Raw genomic sequence first — 23,766 nt, forward strand, 5'->3', positions numbered from 1 at the left:
CTGTGTGAGTGGGTTCCGCGCATGATACGTCAAAACCAGCTTTTTTTCATGAGTGGCGAGCAAAAGACAGGGAAAATGCCCCTTGACGGGTCCCGGCGTATACGGGAGGCTTGGCACGATTCATTCATCGGAACTGGCACGGTTATGCATATTCACATTGTGGGCATTTGTGGGACATTTATGGGCAGTCTGGCGGTGATCGCCCGACAGCTGGGGTATGAGGTGACCGGGTCGGATCAGGGCGTCTACCCACCCATGAGTACCCAGCTGGAAGCCCAGGGCATCAACCTGATGCACGGTTACAGCGCCGACAATCTGGCGCGGCGCCCGGATCTGGTGCTCATTGGCAACGCCATTTCCCGCGGCAACCCGGAAGTGGAAGCGGTGCTTAACCAGCGTCTTGATTATCTCTCCGGACCTGAGTGGCTGGCCCGGGAGGTCCTGTCCAAACGCTGGGTCCTGGCCGTTGCCGGCACCCACGGCAAAACCACCACCACTGCCATGTTGCTGTGGATCCTGGAGCAGGCCGGCTTTGATCCGGGGTATCTGGTGGGCGGCGTGCCCCAGGATTTCCCGGTGTCGGCGCGCCTTGGCAGCAGCGATTTTTTTGTCATCGAGGCCGATGAGTACGACAGCGCCTTTTTCGACAAGCGCTCCAAGTTTGTCCATTACCGGCCGGGCACCGTGATCCTCAACAATCTGGAGTTCGATCACGCCGATATATTCGATAACGTCGAAGCGATTGAGCAACAGTTTCACCATCTGGTGCGCACCGTACCGTCCAACGGCCTGATTGTCCGGCCAGCGGTCGATGAGCATCTTGATCGCACCCTGGCCATGGGGTGCTGGAGTGGGGTGCAGACCACCGCGGTCGGTGGGGAAACCGGCACCACGGACTGGCGTGCGGAACTGCTGGCGGACGACGGCAGCGCATTCATGGTGGTGCGCCGCGAGCAGCCCATAGCGGTCGTGCGCTGGACGCAAACCGGCATCCACAATGTCCGTAATGCCCTGGCGGCGATTGCCGCAGCGCGCCATGTGGGGGTCACTCCGGATCACGCGATTGCGGCTCTGTGCCGGTTTTCCGGGGTCAAACGGCGCATGGAATTGTTGGCGGACACCGGGGGCGTGCGGGTCTACGATGATTTTGCCCACCACCCCACCGCCATAAACACCACTCTGGAAGGATTGCGCCACAGCGTGGGCGGCGACACCATAGTGGCGCTGATCGAGCCGCGCTCCAACACCATGCAGCAGGGTGTGCACCAGCATCAGTTGCTGGCCAGCGCGGCAGCCGCCGATGCGGTAATCTGGGCCAACCTGACCGGCATGGACTGGCTCGATGCGGCAGTAGCAGCGGACCCGTCCGACCGACATCAGGTGGGAACCAGTATCGATCAGCTGGTCGATCGGGTGCTGGCCAAGAGCGACCGACCCTGCCATGTAGTGATCATGAGTAATGGCGGGTTTGGCGGTATTCATCAAAAACTGGTGGCGGCGCTCAACGCCCGCAATCACTGATCCCTGCACACGGAACCCATGCATCATGCCAACGGACAAACGCTTTTCCCGCACCATCAATCTTGCAATCACCGGCGCGTCCGGCGCGCCTTACGGGTTGCGTCTGATGCAGTGTCTGGTGGCGGCCGGCTGTCGGGTGCACGTGATGATCAGCCGTGCCGCGCAGGTGGTGATTGCCACGGAAACCGATCTGAAACTGCCCGGATCTACCCAGGCAATGCAGCAGGTGTTATCGGCCTATTGTCAGGCGCAACCGGGTCAGTTACTGGTGTTCGGGCGGGACGACTGGTTTGCGCCTCCTGCGTCGGGCTCCGGGGAGCAAGCCCCCCTGATCATCTGCCCCTGCAGCACCGGCACTCTGTCGGCACTGGCCACAGGGGCCAGCGATAACCTGATCGAGCGCGCCGGTGACGTGGCGCTGAAGGAGCGTCGCCCACTGATTCTGGTGCCCAGGGAGGCGCCGTATTCGGAAGTGCATCTGGAAAATATGCTCAGGCTAACCCGGATGGGCGCCACCATCATCCCGGCCAGCCCGGGTTTCTACCACCAGCCGGAGTCGATAACGGACCTGATCGATTTCATCGTGGCGCGCCTTTTGGACCATCTGGGGCTGGATCAGAAGCTGATGCCCCGCTGGGGCGAGGCACGGGTACGCAGCAAAATTGAGCAGGGCTGACACCGGCGCCTGCAGATAGTTCGTGCCAGCAGCATCGGAACCTGTATCGCTTGTCGCCGTCGGGGCAGCTTTACAGCACCTCGTCAATCAATCCATGGTAGGCGGTTTCACCACGAACGCTGGCGAGGTCAGCCGTTGACAATATCCCTTTTCAATATCCGATATGCGGCGAGATATATGAGCAAGGCATTATATGTGTTTAATAAATACATGTAGCTTTGCTGTGGTTAATTGATGGTGATAAGGGTGGGTTCATATTGAATGATTGACTTGTACCTGATTGTATTTGTTTGTATTGACGCTTTGTTTTATTTTTTTGCCCTATAATAAAAAAGAAGCCGTTTATTATAAGCCTCTAAGGGAGCAGAGATGTGATAAACGACCTGATTACGATCCTCCCGCTCGCCGATCCGGAAAGCTTCGATGGAGTAAAGGCGATTCTCGGTTCGCTTGAATATAAGACAATAATTGTTGCGGCGGATGACTGGTTGCAATCCGGATCGACGGTCCCGCCGGGCGCACTGGCCGTTTTCATCACCGGCGACGGGGTCAGGAACCAGAAGCTTTGCGAATGCCTCGACCGGCTCGAAAACACGCCAAAGCTGTGTATCCTGGGAGACAACCATGCATTCAGACAGCGCTGGATAATTGATCGCTGTCAGGACGTTATTACCTGGCCGTGCACCGCAGAGGAGCTGGGTTATCGTTTCAGCAGGATGCTGGGGTACTACGCAGCGCCGGATTCCGTTGCATGCCTGAGTGAAGATCGCAGCGCAGAATTTATCAGTATGAATCTGATTGGTACCTCTCAGGTATTTCTGCACAGCCTGTTACTTATACAACAGGCTGCCGGACACGCTGCCCCTGTGTTACTGCTGGGTGAGACCGGAACAGGGAAAGAATTAGCTGCCCGCGCGATCCATTATATGGGGGCTCGAGCTGAACACCCCTTCATTCCAGTGAACTGCGGTGCGCTGCCGCAAGAAATTTTCGAGAATGAAGTATTCGGACATGAGCAAGGCGCCTATACCGACGCCAGGAAAAGCCAGTTGGGCCTGGTGGGGCAGGCGCAGGGCGGCACCCTGTTTCTGGATGAGATTGATGCACTGTCATTAAAATCCCAGGTCGTGCTGTTACGTTTTTTGCAGGACCATGAGTACCGCCCGTTGGGAGCGCAAGGCACCAAAAATGCCAACGTGCGGATTATCGCGGCAAGCAATGCAGATTTAAACCAGCAGGTCGCGGCCGGACAGTTCCGGGCCGATCTGTTTTTCCGCCTGAACGTGGCGCAAATCAAGCTGCCCGCCCTGCGAGAGCGGATCGAGGACCTGCCTTCACTGACAGCGCATTTGATACGGCGATTCAGGGCTGAATATGGCGGTGTCGAGCGAAGTTTGTCTGCCGTCAGCTATTCCTGGATGCGTCTCTACCCGTGGCCAGGCAATGTGCGCGAGCTTGAAAATGTGCTGTTGCTGGCCTTCCTGGAGTCTGAGGGTCCCACACTCCATCCCCGTGCGCCTGTGCAACTGGATGCGGGTAATTATTGTGTTGATATTACAGGGGTAAACTGGAATGCCAGCTTTAACGACGCGAAAAGCACGGTCGTCGATGCGTTCGAAAAAAACTACTTAACCCACATCCTTTCAAGAACCGGTGGGAACATTTCCAAAGCGGCGAAGATGGCCGGTAAGGAGCGGCGAGCGTTGGGTAAATTGATTAAGAAACATGGCTTGAAAACGATATGATTTTTGGTCCAACCCCGCCCGAGCATCGCCCGATCCTGAGTGCTGGGTCAAAATCACCCCGCTCATCGATTACACCACCCACCCCCTGAACCCCTCGCACTGGCATACGATTGCGTTGATCAACAGCAGGGGAATCCCGGTTTGGGGCACAGAACCGGGATGGTTTTAACCCGGATTTTCACACCAATAAAATGAACCCTCTTTGAATCAGCGGGTTGTTGGTTGGCGTACATTTTGCCTGTCGGTAAGTGACAAGCGGGTCATCACGGTGAGCACACGGATGCCACTCCCGGTCAGCGCTACAGAGCTGTAACGCCGGGCCGCAGCATCTGCTTACCACGCCATAAGGAGCAACGGACATGTGGAGTAACGGAAAGTTGGTTCTGCAAGTTTATACCACGTACCACTCGCAAAATGCCTGGGCCCACGTTCAAGGTGTGGGCTGGCGCAAGATACGCACCAGTGCGGCCGACGGCGTTACCAATACCTTTTGTTTATTGAGTACGGCCCAGGCGAATAACCGCACGGTGAACGTTTATGTCGTTAACAATCTGATTGAGCGCGCCTATATGAATTGAGGCAGGAGAACCCGCCATGTATCCCGATATCACCATTAATATTAATCTCGCCGGCGATGTTGTGAAAACCGCAACAGTGGCGGAAGACCTTCGTGCTCTTGGTCCGCCGCCCGAAGAGGGCATGGCCCGGGCCGGGCGTGTGGAAGGACAAGATGCAATCGACCCCGGGGTGCCGCCGGGTCCCGCCGAGGCCGCCAGGGGAGGCGCCGGTAAACCCGCCATGCAGGCTGCCCCGGCCCGGGGGAGTTTTTTCAGGACGCTACGTTCGGTGCATCGCCGGACAATATCAGTGGTGAGCCACCGGGGCCTGAAGCAGCGGATGCGCCGCAGATGCCCTATGCCGAAGACACCGCCGCCACTAAGAAACCTCGCGCCAAAGGCGGCAAGGCAGTGAAGTGACGCTCATGTCGATTTACCGACAAGACAAGGTGATTGGGTGAGCGGACAGACTACAGACAGGAGCCTGCTATGTGTAACCATCGCTGTATTGTTCCCCCTTCTCCCGAATTGGAAGAGAAGATTATTCGCTCCAAGAACATGCTACTCGCCGGGCACTCGCTTCCCGATGAGCCAACGGTGGACGTGCTCGACTTACGCAGTGCCACGCGCATTCTCACTCGCGCTCCCGGGACCCGGGCCCACACATTGGTTTCGCCCACCGTTGAGTTTGCGCCAGTAATCGGGACACGCCGGGCTCTGGTATTGCTCGTGGATTTTTCGGACAAGGCGGCTAATGAAACCCAGGGGCATTATCACAACATGCTCTTTTCGGTTGGCAGCTACGCCACCGGCAGTATGCGGGATTTTTACCGCGAGGCGTCATACAGCCAGCTTGATGTCGACGGTGAAGTCAGCGGCACGGGTGGGCCCACCAACGGGTGGTACCGAGTTCCGCAAACCAAAGCGTACTATACCAACAACGACTACGGCTTCGGCGCATACCCGCGTAACGCCCAGAAACTTGTTGAAGATGCAGTGGACCTGGCTGCTCCACATGTCAACTTTGCCCAATACGATAACGACGGCGATGGCGTCGTCGATGCCCTGGTCATCATCGCTGCAGGCTCGGGAGGGGAAGTAACCGGCAACACCGGTGACATCTGGTCCCACAAATGGGGCATTGCGCCCAAAGCCGTAGACGGGGTGCAGGTACAAACCTACTTTATGGCACCGGAGGATGGTCGGGTCGGCGTAATGGCTCACGAACTGGGGCATCTGTTAATGAAGTGGCCGGATCTTTACGACACGGATTACAGCTCCCGCGGCACCGGACGTTGGGATCTGATGGCGGGGGGCAGCTGGAATGACGGAGGCAATACTCCCGCGCACCCCACTGCCTGGTGCAAACTCAAAGCTGGCTGGATCAATCCGACGACCATCTTTAACAGTCAGCAAAACGTTACTATCCAACCCTATGCGACTCACCCGGATGTGTACAAGTTGCCCATCGGCGCTAACGACAGCAAAGAGTATTTCCTCGTCTCCAATCGGCAGCAGACCAGATTCGACAGTCAATTGCCCGGGGCAGGTTGTATCATCGAACACATTGACGACAATCAGGTTAACAACACCGACGAGACGCACTACCTGGTGGACATCGAACAAGCGGATGGGCAAGCTCACCTCAACAGTAACGCCAACTCCGGTGACGCCGGAGATCCGTTCCCGACGGCAACGAATCATGCCTTCGCGAAGGGCACCATACCTGACAGCAACGCCTACGACGGCTCAGACTCAAAAGTTGCGGTGACCAGCATCCAGCGCACCGGTGATTTGATCACCGCCGACATCAATGTCGGTGGAGTAACTGCGACAGAGTGGCACACCAATAAAGCGGTGCTGCAGACTTACACCACTTATCATGGACAGAACGCCTGGGCCCACATTCAGGATGTGGGTTGGCGCAAGATCGACACCGGCAGTGCCGACGGTGTCACTAATATGTTTCAGGCACTGTGCGTTGCACAGGCAAATAACCGTCACGTCAATGTGTATGTCGACGACGACAAGGTGTACCGCTTGTATCTGCTCTAGCAGCCGCTGGAGCGGGAGCTTCAGGGAGTAGAGGCCTTCAGATTGGAGAGCTGAAAGCTGCCCTGGCGTGCTCCGCCTAAATATTCGGCCTCTGCATTGGCGAGAACGCCGGCAGTGAGGGTGACGGAGGTGTCAAAGGTAAAACCATTGACACTTTGGCCAATCCGTTGAGTGGCGAAATCCGGACCTTCAATGGGCCGGGCTGCCAGTAACTCAAAGACCAGTTCCTGCTTGTCAGGAAATCGCTCGCTACAGGTGACGGATACAACTCTCAGCTTTATTTCGCAACGATTGGGGGCCGCGGAGACCCCCGGGTGTCGTGGTGACATGTCCGCCCCTCTTGTCGCATTACATTGGCGTTATGCATTGGCTGCGTCTGCGCAGAGATTTATGACGGCGCTTCCCGGAGTCAGCCAACGCCAGTTTAGTATATTGCCACACCCGCAAGATGACGATACCGACGACGCTGAACAAATGCTCACTGGGTAAAGAATGGCGCAAGCGTTAAAAACGCAACCCACCCCCACACCCACCACAGCGCAATCCCGCGTACTGCCGTAAAAACACTGCTGATAAAAATAAAAACACCTGCATTGGCCTCGGGATGTGGGTTGTTTCTTACCCGGTTTTTCGTCATGAAAAGAAAATTACCTTTAATAATCAGCAGCCTGTTGGCTGGCATGAATCTTGTGTTGTCCGGGCTATCAGCTACGCGTTCGGCTCTGACAACTAAAGGTAAACCTTATGTCGAATTACAGGCGTGATGATACTGAAGTGTTGCGCGTCGCTAATGAAATCAAGCGCTATCTTGGTGCTCATCCCGACGGAGTTGATACAGCCGAAGGTATTACCAAATGGTGGTTGCCACGGCAGCGACTTGAAGAGTCGGCGTTCCTGGTGCGCCAGGCGCTGGATTATCTGGTGGCGGAATCGCTCGTCGAGCGCAAAGCCAGCCGCAGCGGTGACCATCTGTACTTTCGCGTTAAGCCGTCGCGCAAAAACGAGCAATAGGCGGATCTTTCCGATTAACAGGAGTAAATATCATGCCTGTATCCCCCACATACCCCGGCGTCTATGTCGAAGAAATTCCCAGCGGTGTGCGCACCATCACCGGAGTTGCTACGTCCATTACCGCATTCATCGGCCGGGCAAAACGTGGGCCGGTCAATGTAGCCACGACCATTAACAGTTTTCCCGACTACGAGCGCGTGTTTGGCGGTCTGGATCTCAACAGCGCCATGAGTTTTGCGGTCAGGGACTATTTCCTCAACGGAGGTAGCCAGGCAATTATCGGTCGCCTGTACCGGGCCGACGATGCTGCGGCGAACGCCTTGCTCGTCGCAGACACGTTGCAGCTGCAGGCCGCCTATGAAGGCGCCTGGGGCAACACCTTGCGAGTGCGGATTGATTTTGATGTATCGGCTGAAGTGGCGGCCGCGCAGGGGCTTGCGGAGACTGACCTGTTCAATCTCACCATCCGTGATACCAAGACAGGCAATACCGAGCGCTACCTCAACGTATCCGTGGCTGACGGTCCGCGGCGCATCGACAATGTGTTAGCCCAGCAATCGGATTTAATGCGCACGAATGGCGCACTTGCGGAAAACCGGCCTGCGGCCAGCGCCGATCCGCAACCCGGTGAAGACCCTTTTGGCGACAACGAACCCGCCACCAACTATGTGGTAACCACCGAGGCATCGGACGGTGCCGCGTTGCAGATCGACGATTACACCGGTGCCGGCTTGAGCACGGCCAAACAGGGCCTTTATGTGCTGAAGCAGGTGGATTTATTCAACCTGCTGTGCCTGCCACCCGAAGGCGGCAGTGGGGACTACCCCGCAGGCCTGGTGGATGCGGCCATAACGCTCTGTGTCGACGAGCGCGCTCTGCTATTGGTGGACTCACCCAGTGGCTGGAGCGAGCCCAGTGATGCCATTGCCGGCCTCGACGCCGTCGCCACCAAAAGTAAAAATGCCGCGCTGTTTTTTCCGCGCCTCAGACAACCCAATCCGTTGCGGGGCAATCAGGTGGAAGAGTTTGTACCCTGCGGTGCCGTGGCCGGGGTGATGGCGCGCACCGACACCCAGCGTGGGGTATGGAAAGCGCCAGCGGGTCTTGAGGCCACCTTGCGGGGTGTGCCCGAGCTGTCGGTGAAACTGAATAACGCCGAAAACGGTCAACTCAATCCTCTGGGGATCAACTGCTTGCGGGCCTTTCCGGTGATTGGCCGAATTGTCTGGGGCGCACGCACCTTGCGCGGCGCCGACATTCTGGCCGACGAGTACAAGTACATTCCGGTGCGTCGTCTGGCGCTGTTTATCGAGGAAAGCCTGTACCGGGGCACCCAATGGGTGGTGTTCGAGCCCAATGACGAGCCCCTCTGGGCGCAGATCCGTCTGAACGTGGGTGCGTTCATGCATAACCTGTTTCGCCAGGGCGCCTTTCAGGGCACCACACCGCGGCAGGCCTATTTCGTTAAATGCGATAAAGAAACCACCCCGCAGAACGATATTGACCGGGGCATCGTCAACATCGTGGTGGGTTTCGCGCCGTTAAAGCCGGCCGAATTCGTGATTATCAAGCTCCAGCAGATTGCTGGCGAACTTGAGGTTTAAAGGAGAAGACCATGGCCCAGTTCAGTGTCAATCCACAACGATTTGATCCCTACAAAAACTTCAAGTTTCGCGTGAAATGGGACGGCCGGTTTGTCGCCGGTGTCAGCAAGGTCGGCGCACTCAAACGCACCACCGAAATGGTGGAACACCGGGAAGGCGGTGACCCCAGCACCGTGCGCAAGTCCCCCGGGCAGTCGAAATACGAGGCAATCACCCTGGAGCGGGGGGTGACCCATGACCCAGAATTTGAGAAGTGGGCCAACAAGGTGTGGAATTTTGGCTCCGGGTTGGGAGCCGAAGTGTCGCTCAAGGATTTCCGTAAAGACCTCATCATCGAAATGTACAACGAGGCCGGCCAGCTGGTCATTGCCTATAAGGTGTTTCGCTGTTGGGTGTCAGAATATCAGGCACTTCCAGAGCTGGATGCCAGTGCTAACGCGGTCGCTATCCAAACATTGAAACTGGAAAACGAGGGTTGGGAAAGGGATTACGAAGTGCCTGAACCCACCGAGCCTGAGTTCACCGAGCCAGAAGGGTGAGCCGCGATGATAACCCCGGGGGCAGAGCAGTTACTCAACGTATGGGAGCAGGGCCTGAATCAGCCCTTGCTGCAACGGGCACTGATGTTGCTGGCGGTGGCTTGTCCGGATTGCTCGCCCGACACGTTGGCAACCTTGAGCATCGGGGAGCGGGATTCGCGGTTGCTGCAGCTGCGGGCACGCCTGTTCGGGCAGCAGCTGTCCAATACCGCAGTCTGCCCGCAATGCAACGAACGTCTCGAATGGCAGAGCTGCATTGCCGATTTGCTTGTTGACACAGACCGGGCCGACTGCAAAGCCGGCGGGTTTGAGTTGCAAACGGAGGGCTACCAGCTGCGGTTTCGCTTGCCCAACAGCCTTGATGTCGCCGCTGCCGCCAACGCCGGGGGCGCCGAAGACGCCGTCCAACAGCTGCTGTTGCGTTGCGTGATTGAGATCGAACAGGACGGCGTAAATTGCGCCAATGCACCATTACCCGAAGGGGTTGTTCAGGCGCTGGCCGAGCGGATGGAGGCGTTAGATCCACAGGCGGACATTCGTACTGATCTGACCTGTCCGGAGTGTGCGCACCATTGGTGTGCGCTGTTTGATATTGCCAGTTTTCTTTGGGCGGAAGTCAACGGCTGGGCAGAGCGGATGCTGCACATGGTCTGCCGGTTGGCGGCGGCCTATGGGTGGAGTGAACGGGACATTCTCAACCTCAGTCCGGTGCGCCGGCAACTGTATCTGGGGATGGTGGCGCGATGATGACTTTTCTGCACAATGTACTGCGACGGCAGCAGCTGGGATCGGCAAGCCAGCGGGCGGGCACTCCCGGTCTGCCGGAAAGCTACATGGTGCAACCGCGACCGCAAGCGCGCTTCGAAAACGATCTTGAGACGTTTGTTCAGACTCACGAGGGGCGCGATGACCAGCTTCTTCGCGCTGCAGCAGCGCAGCCGGAAACGGATTCACCAACAGTGGCCCGGTCTGCGACCATTGGCGGCGACCGGGGAGCAGCTCGTGAATGGAACGAGGGCATCCAGGGGCACAGGGGGGCGGCGCCACCTGTCGTGGCTCAACAACCAGTTGAGCCGCAACCCGCTCACAAACCAGCGAAACAACAGCCGGTACCACAACAAGCAGGTCCAACAAAGGCGGATGGCGACCACGCAGCGAGTGAGGCAATAACGCCCGGCGTCGTTGCCCCTCAGAGCTTTCCGCAGGGTGCCCCGTCCACTGGGGCGCGCAGGGCTATGAACCAGGAGCCCGCCCCGCCACCACACCGCCAACCTCAAGCGCAGGCTAGCGATGAATTAAGCCAGCGCATTGCAACCCTTCTGCAAGCGTTCAATCGCCGGCAAACGCACACCGCCGGCCACCAAAGTCCGCTTGAGCCCCGGCCAGCCATCACCATTCCAGGCGCGGTTCCAGACCGCCCTGAAACTGGCGACTTCAGCCAATCGGCGCAAGCTGTGCTGCCCGCTTCAATGGATCAGCCGGTGCCTGCCGGCGAGCCGCCAACAACGCTCACACCTGCTGACAACCGGGTAATCCCCGATACCGCAGATGCGTCCGACCCTGGAACCTTGGGCCACCGCCCGATGCCACCGCCCACACCGGCGACCGCCGAGACCACTCAGCAACGGGAGGCAACGGGCGCGTTACAGATACCGGACTGGTTGGCTGCCATTCAGAGCGAGCTTGGTAACCGCTGGCGGGAGCGCAACCAGCGGGCGCAGTCCGAACCCGTGGTCAACGTCACCATTGGCCGGGTCGAAGTCCGCGCGATTCAGGACAAAGCGGACAAACCGGCGCAAGCCCGCCACCGGCCGAGTGGGGTGATGACTCTGGAGGCCTATCTCCAACAGCGTGACCGCAGGGGGCCAGCATGAGTACACCGGCGGCGATGGCCACGGTGACTGCGACCCTGCAGCACCTGCTGGCCAATGTGGTGCCCGGGGCTGCGGTGACCACGCAGCCTCCCAGTACCGCCCGTAACGGCGGCAACGGTGAGCAACTCAATATCTTTTTGTACAGCACTTATTACAACACCGCGTTCAGCAATGCGCCCATGCCCGGCGAGACCCGTCACGGTGAACACGCTTACCCGCCAATGCCGTTGGTGCTGAGGTATTTGATTACCGCCTACGGCGCCAACGACGACGATATTTCCGGGCAGCAACTCATGGGGCAGGCGATGAGCCTGCTGCACGATCATCCGTTGCTCGGCCCGACGGACATTGTCGGCATCATCCCGGACTCCAATCTGCATCAGCAAATTGAGCGCATCCGCATCACCCCGGATGTCCTGACGCTGGACGACATGTCCAAACTCTGGGCCAGTTTTCAGTCCGCCGAATACCGGCTGTCCACTGGTTATGAAGTATCGGTGGTGTTGATCGAAAGCACCCGGGCTGGCCGGGCGCCGTTGCCGGTATTGACCAGAGGCGAGCAGGATCAGGGCGTGGATGTCGTGCCTGAGCCATCTGCATTGCTCAGTGGGGTGCGCTACGCAAACCAAAAGCCAGGCGCGGAACTGGGTGACATCATTACCTTGCTCGGCGAGCAGCTAAGCACCGAGCATACCCGCGTGCGCCTGCTGCACCCTCGGTTAGCCGATCCGATCGAGATTCAGCCGCAAGCCGGGTTCAATGAAACAGAAATGGACGTACAACTGCCCGCACTGGCCGACGATGCACAACTGGGCTTCAACTGGCCGGCGGGGTTTTACACTCTCAACCTGGTAAAGCAATTCCCGGACACGCCGGCCTGGTTAAGCAATCCGCTGTCCATGCCATTGTCGCCACAAATCGAGACCCTTACCCCAACCACGGCGCCCGCCGGCGATGTGGTGCTGAGTATCGAGTGCCTGCCGCAGATAAAAACCGATCAACCGGTGGCGTTGTTATTCAGCGATCAAATTGTCGCGCCCGACGCTGTGGTGACGCCCGCAGATCCGACCGCCACCAGCACGCTCACCTTTACGGTCCGTAACGCGGTTGCACGGGCCACGCCCTATGTGGTGCGCCTCAGGGTGGACGGAGTGGACAGTATTCCGGTCGATTTCTCCGCAGCGACGCCGCAATTTGCAACCAATCAGCAGGTGACCATCACATGAGTGCCCAGACCGATTGGCTCGAGCTCAATGAGCGTTACCTGGCGGCAACGGTGGCCTGGTTGCGCCTCAAATTGTTGCGGCTGGTACCGGAGTCGACAGCCGTCGCGCCATCCGACGCGTCGCCAAAAGGGGCCGCCGGCTGGTTCAGACGCAATAAAGGCGGCGATACCATACGGCTGCCCGGCCCCTCTGCGGACAGCGACGACGAGCAGGTGGCACAGGCGTACGAGGCCATGCACAAGCTCGAAGCCGCAGAGCCTCCGCCGGCGTTGACGTTGTTAGCCAACGCGCTGGGTTTGTCCACATTCGACCGGGAAGTGTTGGCGCTGTGCGCCGCCATGGAGCTGGACACCGGCATAGCCGATCTGTGTGCCAAAGCTCAAAATGACGGCACTAAACACTTCCCCACGTTTGCCCTGGCCTTTACATTATTCGACGACCCCGACTGGCATGCCCTGGCACCGAATGCCCCGTTGCGCTACTGGCGCGTGCTGGAAATCAACCAGCCCGGCAGCCAACCCTTGACCAGCGCCACGCTGGGCACCGACGAACGCATCGTGAATTACCTCAAGGGGCTCAACTACCTGGACGACCGGCTGGCACCGTTACTCGACTCGATTGTGCTGCAGTCAGACCCGGATGAATTGCCGCCCTCCCAGCGGCAGGTGGTCGATCAAATCGTCGGCGGCTTAAAGGCCAGCAACGGCCAGCCCCGCCCCCCGGTGATCGAACTGTTGGGGCATGACACCGCGAGCAAGCAGATGATCGCTGCCCGGGTAACGGCGTCGCTGGCGCTCAATCTGTTTGCCATCGACCAGAAAAACATCCCCGGCCAAACCGGAGATTTTGAAACCTTTGTGCGCCTGTGGGAGCGGGAATCCCGGTTGATGCCGCTGGCTTTGTATGTTGTCGGATCCGGAGCCGAACCAGCGTTGCTCAAGCGCTTTCTGGAACGCAGCAGCGGTCTCATTTTTGTTGATGTGGAAGAAGCCGGCACACCCACCGCTCGCCACGGGATAGCCTTTGAAATCAACAAACCCACGCCGCAAGAACAGCAACAGCTCTGGCATCAGGCGCTGCAGGGCCAGCAGCACCAGTCACGGCGTCTCGCGGAGCAGTTTTCCTTCACACAAGCTGAGATCCAACGTCTTGCCACGGCGGCAACGAACCAAACCGACGCCGGCGATAGCGCCGCCACGGGTGAATTATGGCAGGCGTGTCGCCTGGCGGCGCGCGCTGGCATGGAGCAACTCGCACAACGGATCGATGCCAAAGCCGACTGGGACCACCTGGTGTTACCAGCAGAACAAAAGGCCCTGCTGCAGCAAATTACCGACCAGGTGGCCCAGCGTAACCGGGTCTACGAAGACTGGGGTTTTCGCGAGCAGATGAACCGGGGACTGGGCATCAACGCCTTGTTTGCCGGCGACAGCGGCACCGGTAAAACCATGGCCGCGGAGGTGATCGCCAATGCGCTGGCACTGGATCTGTACCGGATCGATTTGTCGTCCGTGGTCAGCAAGTACATCGGCGAGACCGAAAAGAACCTGCGCAAGTTATTTGATGGCGCCGAAGACAGCGGTGCGATTCTGCTGTTTGACGAAGCCGACGCTCTGTTTGGCAAACGCAGCGAAGTGAAGGACAGCCACGACCGTTACGCCAATATCGAAATCAATTATTTGTTACAGCGGATGGAAGGCTACCGGGGCCTGGCGATTCTGGCCACCAACATGAAAAACGCCCTCGATAAAGCCTTTGTGCGACGGCTGCGTTTTATCGTGGATTTCCCGTTTCCGGGTATCGAACAACGGGCCGAAATCTGGCAGAAGGTGTTTCCACCGCAAACGCCGGTCAGTGACCACCTCGATTTTCAGCGTCTGGCCAAACTGAGCCTGACCGGCGGCAATATTCACAACGTGGCCCTGAACGCCGCATTTCTGGCGGCACAGCACGGCGGCCAGATCACCATGCCGCTGATTCTGAATGCTGCGCGCACCGAATACCAAAAACTGGAACGGCCCGCCAAAGAGTCGGATTTTCGCTGGCAGGGACCGACGGGGGTGGTGCTGTGAACATCAATTTACACATCGAGCGCCTGATCGTGGACGACGTCGGCATTCAGCCACAGCAGAGCGACGCATTGACGGCGGCCGTGGTAGCGGCGTTGCGGCAGCAAATAGTCGCTCAGGGCGTTGGCCCCGGGATGCTGTCGGGAGAGAGTCGCGCCGCCGTTAGCGGTGGGTCAATTGCAATGCAACACAGCGAGGGGGTGGCCAGCCTGGGCCGGCAAATTGGCGATGCTGTTTATCGAGGTATTGGGAGATGAATTTGGAACGTTGGGCCCCAGAAAAAATTGCAGCGCCAGCCAGTGATTCACGGGCTGGCGGAATTTTACAGCGCAGGTGTGCCTGTGGAAATCATATTACGGCGAGTGAGAAGTGTGGTTCGTGTTCCAACGGAAAATTAATGGCCAATTCTGCTCCAACTCGATTTCCACCCGACGCGCCGTCATCGAAGAATCGAACCGGTATGCCTGATTTGCTCAAGGCGGGACTAGAGGCGTTGTCGGGAAGAGATCTCTCTGGAGTTCGCGTTCATGTCAACTCTTCCAAACCGGCGCAATTCAATGCGTTGGCTTATACCCAGGGGCAGGACATCTACGTGAGATCTGGTTATGAGAATCACCTTCCGCATGAAGGTTGGCATACCGTGCAACAGAAGCAGGGGCGTGTGAAACCGACGCTGCAGGCGAGAGGTGTGTCGATTAATGATGATAACAGCTTGGAACGAGAAGCGGATGTGATGGGAGCCAAGGCGTTACAGATGACGCCATCTGAACAGACAACATGGGGGGCAAGTTATAGGAGATCGGCGCCGTTACATTGGGACACGGATATGCAGAGCGAATCAGCGGTACCTCAGCTTATTCAACGTAAAGAAAATGATGGCGAGGACACTGATGTAGCCGGTGTCGTTGATTCAGTGATCAAGGCGATGGAGGAGACAAGTGATATTGCCGGGGTCAGCAACGTCGACAAAGCCTTCAATATACTTAATCAACACTCGTTACCTTACCTGCTCCGAGTATTGTCGGGGGTGTTTCAGCGAGGATATTTTCATGGCCTGCTTGGCTATCTTGCTCCGGGTACCTTAGCCAGCGATAAAGTCATCGTTGCCATTCGTGTAACTCAGTGCCAAAAAGATCCTGCAAGCCTGTCACTTGCCGGTATCCATGAAGCCGAAAAGCTGCTCAAAACCCTGAGTGAATCACTTTCATCAGATCAACTGGAACCGATGCTTGATTGTCTCGAGCAGGAACGTCCCCGGGCTGAAATAAGACGTGAGCGTCTTGTATCCCGGACCCATCAAGGCCCAAAAACATTAAAAGAGGGCACGATGGATTGGTGGTTGATTCCAATGAAATACCCCGATGGCTTCAAGGGTGAGGCCTCGGCGCGGGTCCAGATTATGTTCACCCCCAAAAAGGCCGATCAAAACAAAACCATCACCTTTCTGCAAACAGTGCTTTCGAAGCGGACTGCATCGACTGATGATAGCACCGCCTTACTCGATATTGGCCAAAACAGACCCTTCGATCCGTTCTACGGTGCCGACTTTTCAGGTAAAGATAAGAAATGGATTCCTGAATCGGCGCCTGGCAAGTATAAAAATGCCCCCAGCAGCGCCGCCGATCCAACGGCCTATTTATACGATCAGCCATCGGTGTCTCCCGGTCAGACAAAGAGCTTCGAAACGGTGGCGGTGGTATTAGAAACCGCACAAATACTGGGTGCGTTGAAATGGACCGTCATTGGAGGCAAGAGTAAGGGCACGGTGAAAGGGGGCGAAAAGAAAGATTGTACCGACACACCATCGGCCGACTTTAATGTCGCCGTTGAGCGTTTTTACGCCACGCCAGAGCCAGGCAAAAAGTCATCATTCGGCGGACCAGGCGCAGAGCATTACGCAGCGATCCTTGAAGGATTCACAACCAATAAAGCTGAACTGACCGCAGCCCACAAGGCGCAACTCGATGAAATTGCGAAGCGGTTCAAAGAGAAAAAATGGTTATCGAAGTGGTCTGTTGAAGTAGGTGGTTTTGCCGACGCTGGTGAAACTGACCCCTTTGCTATCTCACAGCAACGCGCCGACAAGGTCAAACGTTACCTTATCGACAAAGGCGTCAATGAATACTATCTCGACAAAGATGTTAAAAAACAGAATATTGCTGCGTTTGGGCTGGGCTCGACCTGGGCGCGTTATACACCCGGCCCGCAGGAAAACCGCAATCGCCGGGTGCAGGTCTTACTTTATCCAAGATAGGGCAAGCAATAACAGGAGCAAATCTTTGATGCAGAGAAATAAGGTCGGCGCCAACTTGTTGAAAACTGGGACCTGACAATGAAATTCAATGTCATTACAGCCACAGGTAATCGATTGCACGACATATCTTCAGTCACAGGGTCTGTGTTGCAACGCAAGTGTGCCTGTGGCCAGCATACGCCAGGCGGCGGCCAGTGCGCAGCCTGTGCAGACAAGGGAAAGCACCGGCAACCGTTGCAGACCAAGCTGAAAATTGGCGCCGCCAATGATCGCTACGAGCAGGAGGCGGACCGGGTTGCGGACCAAGTAATGGCGATGACAGGGCGTTCTGTCGTTAGCGCTGCACCACCGCGTATTCAGAGGCTTACGGAACAACCGACAGGGCAGCCAGGTGCTGGAGCACCCACCAGCGTTGATCGCGTTCTTGCCAGTCCCGGCAGGCCTTTGGAACCCTCGTTACGCCAGGACATGGGGCAACGTTTCGGCTATGACTTTTCTCAAGTGCGCGTCCATTCCGATTCGGCTGCTGAACAGTCTGCCCGCGATGTGAGTGCCTATGCCTACACCGCAGGTCACAATGTCGTGTTTGGTAAAGGCAGGTTTTCACCGGGCACGTATGAGGGACGGCGGTTAATTGCACACGAACTAACGCACGTAGTTCAACAAAGGAACGGCCATTCAAATGCGATACAAAGGGCGCATGTTTGCGAGAATGATCCTGCCACAGCTCCTGCGATAGGGTGTGATATAGCGACTTCGACCCCTCTTGGCCCCACCCTTGATGTCCTGTTTACTGTTGGAGATGATTCTTTAAGTGGAAGTGATGTAGCTGCTCTACAGAATTTAGTTCAAAACTGGCACCTTGCTGGCGGTACTGATGCTGTGCGAGTAGATGGATTTGCCAGTTGTGATGGCTCCCCCAGCACTAACTGGCCGCTTTCTTGCAAACGAGCTCTTGCGGTTGCTCATGAGTTAATACATCCATCTAATCCAGCGTTGCAAGGGATTGATGCTGCTTTTATTGATATTTTCGCTAATGGAGAAACCGACCAGTTTTCAACAGGCTTGGGCCCAAATAGAGTGACGAAGGTAACGCTCCTCGCTGCACCTCCGCCTCCAGTACCAGCGACTGGCGCCGTTTTTTCGGAGTCCCCCGCACAACGATTTGCCGGCTACGACGATTCCGTTACACCCAATTTTCAGGTGGTGCCCGTGGGTGAACGCAGAATCGCGGATGTAACGACAACCCCTGCGGGTGCAATAGCCACATTCGTATCAAAAAACTCAGCAATTGCCACCGTTAGCCCAACGGCTACTGGCATAGAAACGACGGGTGTTGCGGACGGAAACACAACCGTTGAAGCCAGGCAAGGCGCTACGGTGCTAGATACATTACGAATCGAAGTAAAAGACCAAAGATCCATTACGGTTGACTACCATTTTATGAGCGATACAGCTCGTCCGGCTTTCTTGCTCATCCCAGCAAGCCCAAGTCACGCAACTACACGGGCGGTGGGATCAGTACCTGCCATGACAGCGGAATTGAACAGGGTCTGGCAACGACAGGCTAACGTTCAGTTCACGACCGGAACGATCGACTCCCCGAAAATACCCGGTAACCTCGGTGCACAGATTGTTGGGGCCAACACTGCCGCACCGGAGTGGAAGCAGGTAGTTGCATTTGGTACGGGCGGAGACTGGAATGTTTTCCTCGTGTGGGAGTTCGAATTGGTCGCTTCGGCGGGAGTCGATGCGGTTGGTGGAGGAACAGCCGCGGGCGACACGTTACTTGAAGATAGTACATGTAACCTATCCCTTTCCCATGAAGCAGGGCACCACCTCAGTGGAGCCACTCTTCCTCACACCGCTGCGACGATCATGGCTGGTTGTGGGTCCATAACTGAGAGGGTGCGGAAAGCCGAAGCTGATGCCGCCAATCCGTAAAGGAGTCGACGTCTATTGGTTGGAATAGAGGACCAGGAGATGACGCAGAAAGGCATTGCCCATATGCGCAGCAGGATGCACGAAGCGCCTCCGATGGCAGGTCGCATACTGCAACGCAAGTGTGCCTGCGGCGAGCATACCTCGGGCGGTGGCGAGTGCGCGGCCTGTGTGAATCATGAAAAGCCCAGGCAACCGCTGCAGACCAAACTGCACATCGGTGCAGCCAATGACAACTATGAATCAGAAGCTGATCGTGTTGCAGATGAGGTAGTCAGTATGCAGCAACCGGTTGCTTGCGAAAGGAATACCTATCTTCAAGCCAGGCCTGTCATGCAACGGCGCAGCGCCCAAAGCGAGGGCTCAGCAACTGACGTGCCAGCGATTGTGCAAGAAGTGCTGGCTTCTTCGGGGCGCGCCCTGGACTCGGCGACAAGAGCATACATGGAGCCGCGCTTTGGTCATGATTTCAGTCAGGTAAGGATTCACGACGATTGGAGAGCAGGAGAGTCAGCAAACGCCGTGAATGCGACAGCCTACACAGTTGGGCAGGATGTTGTTTTTCAATCCGGATCATACAACCCCGGTTCAACTGCCGGGAGAAGGTTGTTGGCACATGAGCTGGTGCATACTGTACAGCAGGGCTCAGCGTCCGTCGGATTGTCGCGAGAGACGATTCAGAGAGTCGCAGAGGCTCCCGATGATGAACGCGGTGAGGCGTTGGCCAAGGCCTCCCGCTTTGAGGGCATTCTCAAACGCTGGGCCCTGAGGCTCAAACGGAGTGGGGCGGTGATGCGCTGGATCACGCGTCTCGACGAAGGAAAGATACTGGCGCTACGTCGACTTAGAGTCAGGCGAGCGCGCCGCGTTGTCCTGCTTGCCTCACAAAGTCCGGATCTGAAAGCGGAGTTGGAGGACGGGTTTCTGGCACAACTGGCCCGGTTTGTCAGCGTTGCCGGGGCACAACCCACGAGCATTGATGAAAAGGACGCCCTCGAAGAGTCGGATGCAGCGACGCCGTCATCCGGTCCAGCAGAGACTCCAGCCGATACAGCCGAGACGCTCGCACAAAACCTGCAAACTGATTTCAATTTGGGGCCTATTATCAGCGAAATATTCAATGAGGAATGGACCGTTGATGAGCTCGCCGTACTCAGAAATGCTTTGGAACACGTACCTGCAAGGGATCACGATGCTTTGTCTGGTATGGGGGTGCGTAAGCTTTTGACCATTGCAGGGGGCGACCATGACACGGTCACGGGGGCAGAGCATTTTTGCGATCCGGCAGCAGCCAACTCCCGAATGGACATTACTCAGGGTGTGTTGGGTAATGGAAATGTTGGCGTGATATTGCATGAAGTCGGGCACGCGGTGAGCTGCATTGATCCCGATGCCCTCGTCCGATTCCAGAGATTAATTGACGATAACCGACAGCTAAGGGACGCGGGGTTCATCAACGCTATCGGTACGTGCCCGCTGCAAAATTGCGTTGCGAACCTGGTTGAATTCTTTGCAGAGGCCTACCGGGAATGGCTTCTTAACAGCGCTCAAATACGGCGCAATCAAAATTTACAGGATTTTTTTGACCACGGGAATTATCGGTAAATCCACAACGCCGATGAAGTGAGGCTCGATTGATAGAAGGAGAGTAGCAGGTACAGAACTGCTGGAGTGGGAAACCTGTAACAACGGCCTGACCGCCAGGGGGGAACACCATGACAACTTTTCCAGGATCCCCGCGCCTGATCAAAGGCGCTCTGGTAGGGGTGGATATCGTCAATCCACTGGCCAGCGTGGTGGTGTTTCAATACAACCCCGGCACCATGACCCGCCGTCTGGAAGCACGCGCCGCGGGTGGTGACGGCGACCCGGGCGAGGCCACGCGCCTGACCGGACCGCCTAAGGAAACCATCACCCTCAGCGTCGAAATAGACGCCGCCGATCAACTGGCAGAGGCCAACCCCCTGGCCACCGGGATGGGCATTTACCCCAGCCTGTCCGCCCTGGAAATGATGCTGTACCCCAAGTCGGCCGCGGTAATTGCCAACACCGTGCTGTCGCTCATTGGCAGCATCGAAATCTTGCCCGTAGAAGGCCCCTTCGTACTCTTCGCCTGGGGCGCGAACCGGGTTCTGCCGGTGCGGATCAGCAGTTTCAGCATCACCGAAGAAGCCTACGATCCACTGTTAAACCCGATTCTGGCCAAAGTCGAATTGTCGTTGACGGTGCTGAGTTATCAGGATTTCAGCGTGCTGCATCCGGGGCACAGTCTGTTCCTCGCCCATCAGCTGGCCAAGGAAGTGATGGCCACCCTGAATGTGGTGAACAGCGCCGAGAATATTGTGTCGGGGTTACAACTATGAACACGTCACTGAGCTTGTTGTTTCCGCCCACCAGTCGTTATCACAATCTCGAGACGGCGCGCTATGAAACCGCCTCCGGCACAGAGCGGGTCTATCTAAAACGCCGCTTTGTTCCCGCGTCGGACCGGTTCACGCTGTTGCAGGAGCACCCGGTGGTGGAAGGCGATCGACTCGACAACATCACCGCGTTGTATCTGGGTGACCCGCTGCAGTTCTGGCGGGTGTGTGACGCCAACAACGCCATGAACCCGGTGGAGTTAACCGCCGTCATTGGCCGGCGCTTGCGCATCACCTTGCCCGACGGCATTCCGGAGGTGCCCAATGCGGTTGAGTAACGCCATTCTCACCCTGATGATCGGGCCCGCGGTGCCGGTACCGGCACCGCTGCCGGTTATCGAGGCGCTGCAAAGTGTGCAGGTGACCAGCGCCCGGGAGCGCAGCGGCTTTCAGCTGACCTTTGCCGTGGGTAAAAAATCGGCGTTACAGCTGGCGTTATTGCCAGCGGGTTATCTGGACCCGATCGTCACCCGGGTGATCATTATGGTGACGCTTAACGGCATCCCCAGTGTGATTATGGACGGCCTGGTCACCCGACAGGAGTTGCAACCCAGTAACGAGCCGGGTCAATCGACACTCACGGTGACCGGGGAAGATTTGACTGTGGCCATGGATATTGTTGACAAGGTGGTGCCTTATCCGGGGATGTCCGATGGCGCCAAAGTGGCGCTGGTGTTGGCACCTTATGCTGCCCTTGGGATTGTGCCGAACATCGTTCCGCCCATCGCCTTGATTACTCAAAACCCGGCCAACAAGATTGAGAGTCAGGCCAGCATCACCGATCTGGCGTTCCTGAAAAGTCTGGCCAGCAGGAACGGTTATGTATTTTACCTGGAGCCGGGGCCCTTGCCCGGTCAGAACACGGCTTATTTCGGCCCGGACATCAGCGTGCCGGTGCCACAACAGGCCCTGAGTGTGAACATGGACGCCCACACCAATGTGGAGTCGCTGAGTTTCTCACTGGATGGCCTGGCGAAAAAGATTTCAATCTTCACCGTGCTGGATCCGGTCACCAAAAAAATACCCATCCCTGTGCCGGTACCCAATGTCAGCATCTCCAAGCCGCCTTTAGGGGTGCGGCCAACGCCACCGGCAAAGATAGAGCTGCACAACAAAGGCGCGCAATTACAACCGGAGGAAGCGGCCCGGGACATTCTCAGCAGCCTGATGAACAGCTCCACGGCGATCAGCGGCAGTGGCTCCCTGGATGTCGTGCACTACGGGCAGTTGTTGCGTGCCCGGACCCTGGTGGGCGTGCGCGGTGCGGGCATCAGCTACGACGGCCTCTATTACGTCGACAGTGTCACCCACAAAATCAAAAAGGGTGAGTACAAACAGAATTTCAGTCTGTCCCGGGACGGGTTGATCTCCAACACACCAGTGGTGATGCCATGACCGATGATGCCAATGCAACACAGGGATTTTGGGGCAAATACCGCGCCACGGTGTTGAACAACATCGATCCCGAGCTGCGCGGCCGCCTGATGCTGAGCATACCCGATGTACTGGGGCTGGTGCCGTCAACCTGGGCCGAGCCCTGCACACCGCTGGCGGGGCCCACCGGTCCGGCCATGGGGGTTTATATGGTGCCGCCCATCGGTGCCGGGGTGTGGGTGGAGTTTGAGCATGGTGATCCCGATTACCCCATATGGGTCGGTTGTCGCTGGGGCGGGTCGTCCGATATACCACCGCTGGCGCACGCGGGGCTGCCGGTGTCACCCAACATCGTGTTCCAGACGGCAGGGCAGAACAGTCTGGTGATCAGTGACTTGCCGGGCCCGACCGGCGGGCTGATGTTGAAGAGCGCCACGGGGGCAACGCTGATCGTTAATGACACCGGCATTTATATCCAGAATGGCAAGGGCGCCAGCCTGGTGATGACCGGGCCGACGGTCACCATCAACAATGGCGCATTAGTCATTATCTGACCGAGGGTCAGGGAGGCACTATGCCCGGATTTTTACTGCACGCAGGGGCGCAGGTGTTGTGTGCCCACGGGGGGCAGGCGACACCGACCACGCCCAATCCACGGGTGACGGTGAGCGGCCAGCCGACGGTATTGATGACGGTGCCTTATGTGGTGGCCGGGTGCACCTTGCCGCCACCCACGGCGGCCAACGGGCCGTGCATCAGCGCCCAATGGCTGAGCGGCACCACCCGGGTAGTGTCCAATGGTCAACCGCTGCTGGTGCAGAGCAGCCAGGCGATCTGTGCTCCGACCGGTACGCCGCTGCTGATCGCTGCCAGCCAAACCCGCGTGAGCGCGTTGTGAGG

Annotated in this window: 24 protein-coding genes; 21 read left to right on the forward strand and 3 right to left on the reverse strand. The window is 57.5% G+C overall.

Annotated elements, in window-relative coordinates; translation table 11 throughout:
• Nucleotides 1–144: 144 nt before the first annotated feature.
• From mpl to BG841_RS09950, 5 genes are all read left to right on the forward strand, one after another.
• Nucleotides 145–1,521 carry a UDP-N-acetylmuramate:L-alanyl-gamma-D-glutamyl-meso-diaminopimelate ligase gene (gene mpl / locus BG841_RS09925; protein WP_070057509.1) on the forward strand — a complete coding sequence of 459 codons (1,377 nt, stop codon included), beginning with the start codon at nucleotides 145–147 and terminating at the stop codon, nucleotides 1,519–1,521.
• 25 nt (nucleotides 1,522–1,546) lie between these two features.
• Complete coding sequence (locus BG841_RS09930; protein ID WP_070057510.1) at nucleotides 1,547–2,197, forward strand: flavin prenyltransferase UbiX; 651 nt, start codon at nucleotides 1,547–1,549, stop codon at nucleotides 2,195–2,197.
• 371 nt (nucleotides 2,198–2,568) lie between these two features.
• The gene (locus BG841_RS09935) at nucleotides 2,569–3,942 is read left to right on the forward strand and encodes a sigma 54-interacting transcriptional regulator (protein ID WP_198929177.1); all 1,374 of its coding nucleotides are present in this window, start codon (nucleotides 2,569–2,571) and stop codon (nucleotides 3,940–3,942) included.
• Between the two features lie 359 nt (nucleotides 3,943–4,301).
• Nucleotides 4,302–4,520 carry a hypothetical protein gene (locus BG841_RS09940; protein ID WP_070057511.1) on the forward strand — a complete coding sequence of 73 codons (219 nt, stop codon included), beginning with the start codon at nucleotides 4,302–4,304 and terminating at the stop codon, nucleotides 4,518–4,520.
• 468 nt (nucleotides 4,521–4,988) lie between these two features.
• Nucleotides 4,989–6,554, forward strand: coding sequence for a M6 family metalloprotease domain-containing protein (locus tag BG841_RS09950; RefSeq protein WP_070057513.1), 1,566 nt, complete (start codon nucleotides 4,989–4,991; stop codon nucleotides 6,552–6,554).
• Between the two features lie 20 nt (nucleotides 6,555–6,574).
• On the opposite strand, the gene BG841_RS09955 is transcribed toward BG841_RS09950, so the two are convergent.
• Together BG841_RS09955 and BG841_RS09960 are read right to left on the reverse strand one after the other, a co-directional pair.
• Complete coding sequence (locus tag BG841_RS09955; RefSeq protein WP_070057514.1) at nucleotides 6,575–6,883, reverse strand: hypothetical protein; 309 nt, start codon at nucleotides 6,881–6,883, stop codon at nucleotides 6,575–6,577.
• A 149-nt stretch (nucleotides 6,884–7,032) separates the two neighbouring features.
• Nucleotides 7,033–7,236: a hypothetical protein gene (locus BG841_RS09960; RefSeq protein WP_070057515.1), complete on the reverse strand. Its 204-nt coding sequence runs from the start codon at nucleotides 7,234–7,236 to the stop codon at nucleotides 7,033–7,035.
• Between the two features lie 62 nt (nucleotides 7,237–7,298).
• Here BG841_RS09960 and BG841_RS09965 point away from each other — a divergent pair, with 62 nt between their 5' ends.
• Genes BG841_RS09965 through BG841_RS09980 form a run of 4 tightly spaced genes read left to right on the forward strand, consistent with a single transcriptional unit; the run spans nucleotide 7,299 to nucleotide 10,455 of the window.
• Nucleotides 7,299–7,565, forward strand: a complete 267-nt coding sequence (locus BG841_RS09965) for a hypothetical protein (protein WP_070057516.1) — start codon at nucleotides 7,299–7,301, stop codon at nucleotides 7,563–7,565.
• Between the two features lie 32 nt (nucleotides 7,566–7,597).
• Nucleotides 7,598–9,169, forward strand: a complete 1,572-nt coding sequence (locus tag BG841_RS09970) for a phage tail sheath family protein (protein WP_070057517.1) — start codon at nucleotides 7,598–7,600, stop codon at nucleotides 9,167–9,169.
• A gap of 11 nt (nucleotides 9,170–9,180) precedes the next feature.
• The gene (locus BG841_RS09975) at nucleotides 9,181–9,708 is read left to right on the forward strand and encodes a phage tail protein (RefSeq protein ID WP_070057518.1); all 528 of its coding nucleotides are present in this window, start codon (nucleotides 9,181–9,183) and stop codon (nucleotides 9,706–9,708) included.
• 6 nt (nucleotides 9,709–9,714) lie between these two features.
• Nucleotides 9,715–10,455, forward strand: a complete 741-nt coding sequence (locus BG841_RS09980) for a hypothetical protein (protein ID WP_070057519.1) — start codon at nucleotides 9,715–9,717, stop codon at nucleotides 10,453–10,455.
• 548 nt (nucleotides 10,456–11,003) lie between these two features.
• Here BG841_RS09980 and BG841_RS17055 read toward each other — a convergent pair.
• Nucleotides 11,004–11,159, reverse strand: a complete 156-nt coding sequence (locus BG841_RS17055) for a hypothetical protein (RefSeq protein ID WP_158007605.1) — start codon at nucleotides 11,157–11,159, stop codon at nucleotides 11,004–11,006.
• Nucleotides 11,160–11,162: 3 nt separating this feature from the next.
• On the opposite strand from BG841_RS17055, the gene BG841_RS16870 reads away from it, so the two are divergent.
• The 12 genes from BG841_RS16870 (at nucleotide 11,163) to BG841_RS10040 (ending at nucleotide 23,764) form a co-directional block, all read left to right on the forward strand.
• A complete protein-coding gene (locus BG841_RS16870) occupies nucleotides 11,163–11,582 on the forward strand; it encodes a hypothetical protein (RefSeq protein WP_141737079.1) in 420 nt (139 codons plus the stop codon).
• Complete coding sequence (locus BG841_RS09990) at nucleotides 11,579–12,808, forward strand: DUF4255 domain-containing protein (protein WP_070057521.1); 1,230 nt, start codon at nucleotides 11,579–11,581, stop codon at nucleotides 12,806–12,808. Before BG841_RS16870 ends, BG841_RS09990 begins: the two co-directional genes overlap by 4 nt.
• On the forward strand, nucleotides 12,805–14,880 hold the full coding sequence (locus BG841_RS09995) for an ATP-binding protein (protein ID WP_070057522.1): 2,076 nt from the start codon (nucleotides 12,805–12,807) through the stop codon (nucleotides 14,878–14,880). The genes BG841_RS09990 and BG841_RS09995 overlap by 4 nt, the downstream gene beginning before the upstream one ends.
• Nucleotides 14,877–15,134 (forward strand): hypothetical protein, encoded by a 258-nt coding sequence (locus BG841_RS10000; protein ID WP_070057523.1) that lies wholly within the window; start codon nucleotides 14,877–14,879, stop codon nucleotides 15,132–15,134. Before BG841_RS09995 ends, BG841_RS10000 begins: the two co-directional genes overlap by 4 nt.
• Nucleotides 15,135–15,274: 140 nt before the next feature.
• A complete protein-coding gene (locus tag BG841_RS17060) occupies nucleotides 15,275–17,131 on the forward strand; it encodes an OmpA family protein (protein ID WP_198929178.1) in 1,857 nt (618 codons plus the stop codon).
• Nucleotides 17,132–17,209: 78 nt separating this feature from the next.
• Nucleotides 17,210–19,075 (forward strand): eCIS core domain-containing protein, encoded by a 1,866-nt coding sequence (locus tag BG841_RS16515; RefSeq protein ID WP_141737080.1) that lies wholly within the window; start codon nucleotides 17,210–17,212, stop codon nucleotides 19,073–19,075.
• A gap of 39 nt (nucleotides 19,076–19,114) precedes the next feature.
• Nucleotides 19,115–20,677, forward strand: a complete 1,563-nt coding sequence (locus BG841_RS10015) for a DUF4157 domain-containing protein (protein WP_198929179.1) — start codon at nucleotides 19,115–19,117, stop codon at nucleotides 20,675–20,677.
• Between the two features lie 110 nt (nucleotides 20,678–20,787).
• Nucleotides 20,788–21,435: a hypothetical protein gene (locus tag BG841_RS10020; protein ID WP_070057527.1), complete on the forward strand. Its 648-nt coding sequence runs from the start codon at nucleotides 20,788–20,790 to the stop codon at nucleotides 21,433–21,435.
• Nucleotides 21,432–21,770: a hypothetical protein gene (locus BG841_RS10025; RefSeq protein ID WP_198929180.1), complete on the forward strand. Its 339-nt coding sequence runs from the start codon at nucleotides 21,432–21,434 to the stop codon at nucleotides 21,768–21,770. The genes BG841_RS10020 and BG841_RS10025 overlap by 4 nt, the downstream gene beginning before the upstream one ends.
• A complete protein-coding gene (locus BG841_RS10030; RefSeq protein ID WP_070057528.1) occupies nucleotides 21,757–22,887 on the forward strand; it encodes a hypothetical protein in 1,131 nt (376 codons plus the stop codon). Before BG841_RS10025 ends, BG841_RS10030 begins: the two co-directional genes overlap by 14 nt.
• On the forward strand, nucleotides 22,884–23,420 hold the full coding sequence (locus BG841_RS10035) for a phage baseplate assembly protein V (RefSeq protein ID WP_070057529.1): 537 nt from the start codon (nucleotides 22,884–22,886) through the stop codon (nucleotides 23,418–23,420). Before BG841_RS10030 ends, BG841_RS10035 begins: the two co-directional genes overlap by 4 nt.
• A 20-nt stretch (nucleotides 23,421–23,440) precedes the next feature.
• Nucleotides 23,441–23,764, forward strand: a complete 324-nt coding sequence (locus tag BG841_RS10040; protein ID WP_070057530.1) for a hypothetical protein — start codon at nucleotides 23,441–23,443, stop codon at nucleotides 23,762–23,764.
• Nucleotides 23,765–23,766: the final 2 nt, after the last annotated feature.

This window comes from Marinobacter sp. X15-166B, from assembly GCF_001752365.1.
In the GTDB taxonomy this organism is placed as follows: Bacteria; Pseudomonadota; Gammaproteobacteria; order Pseudomonadales; family Oleiphilaceae; genus Marinobacter.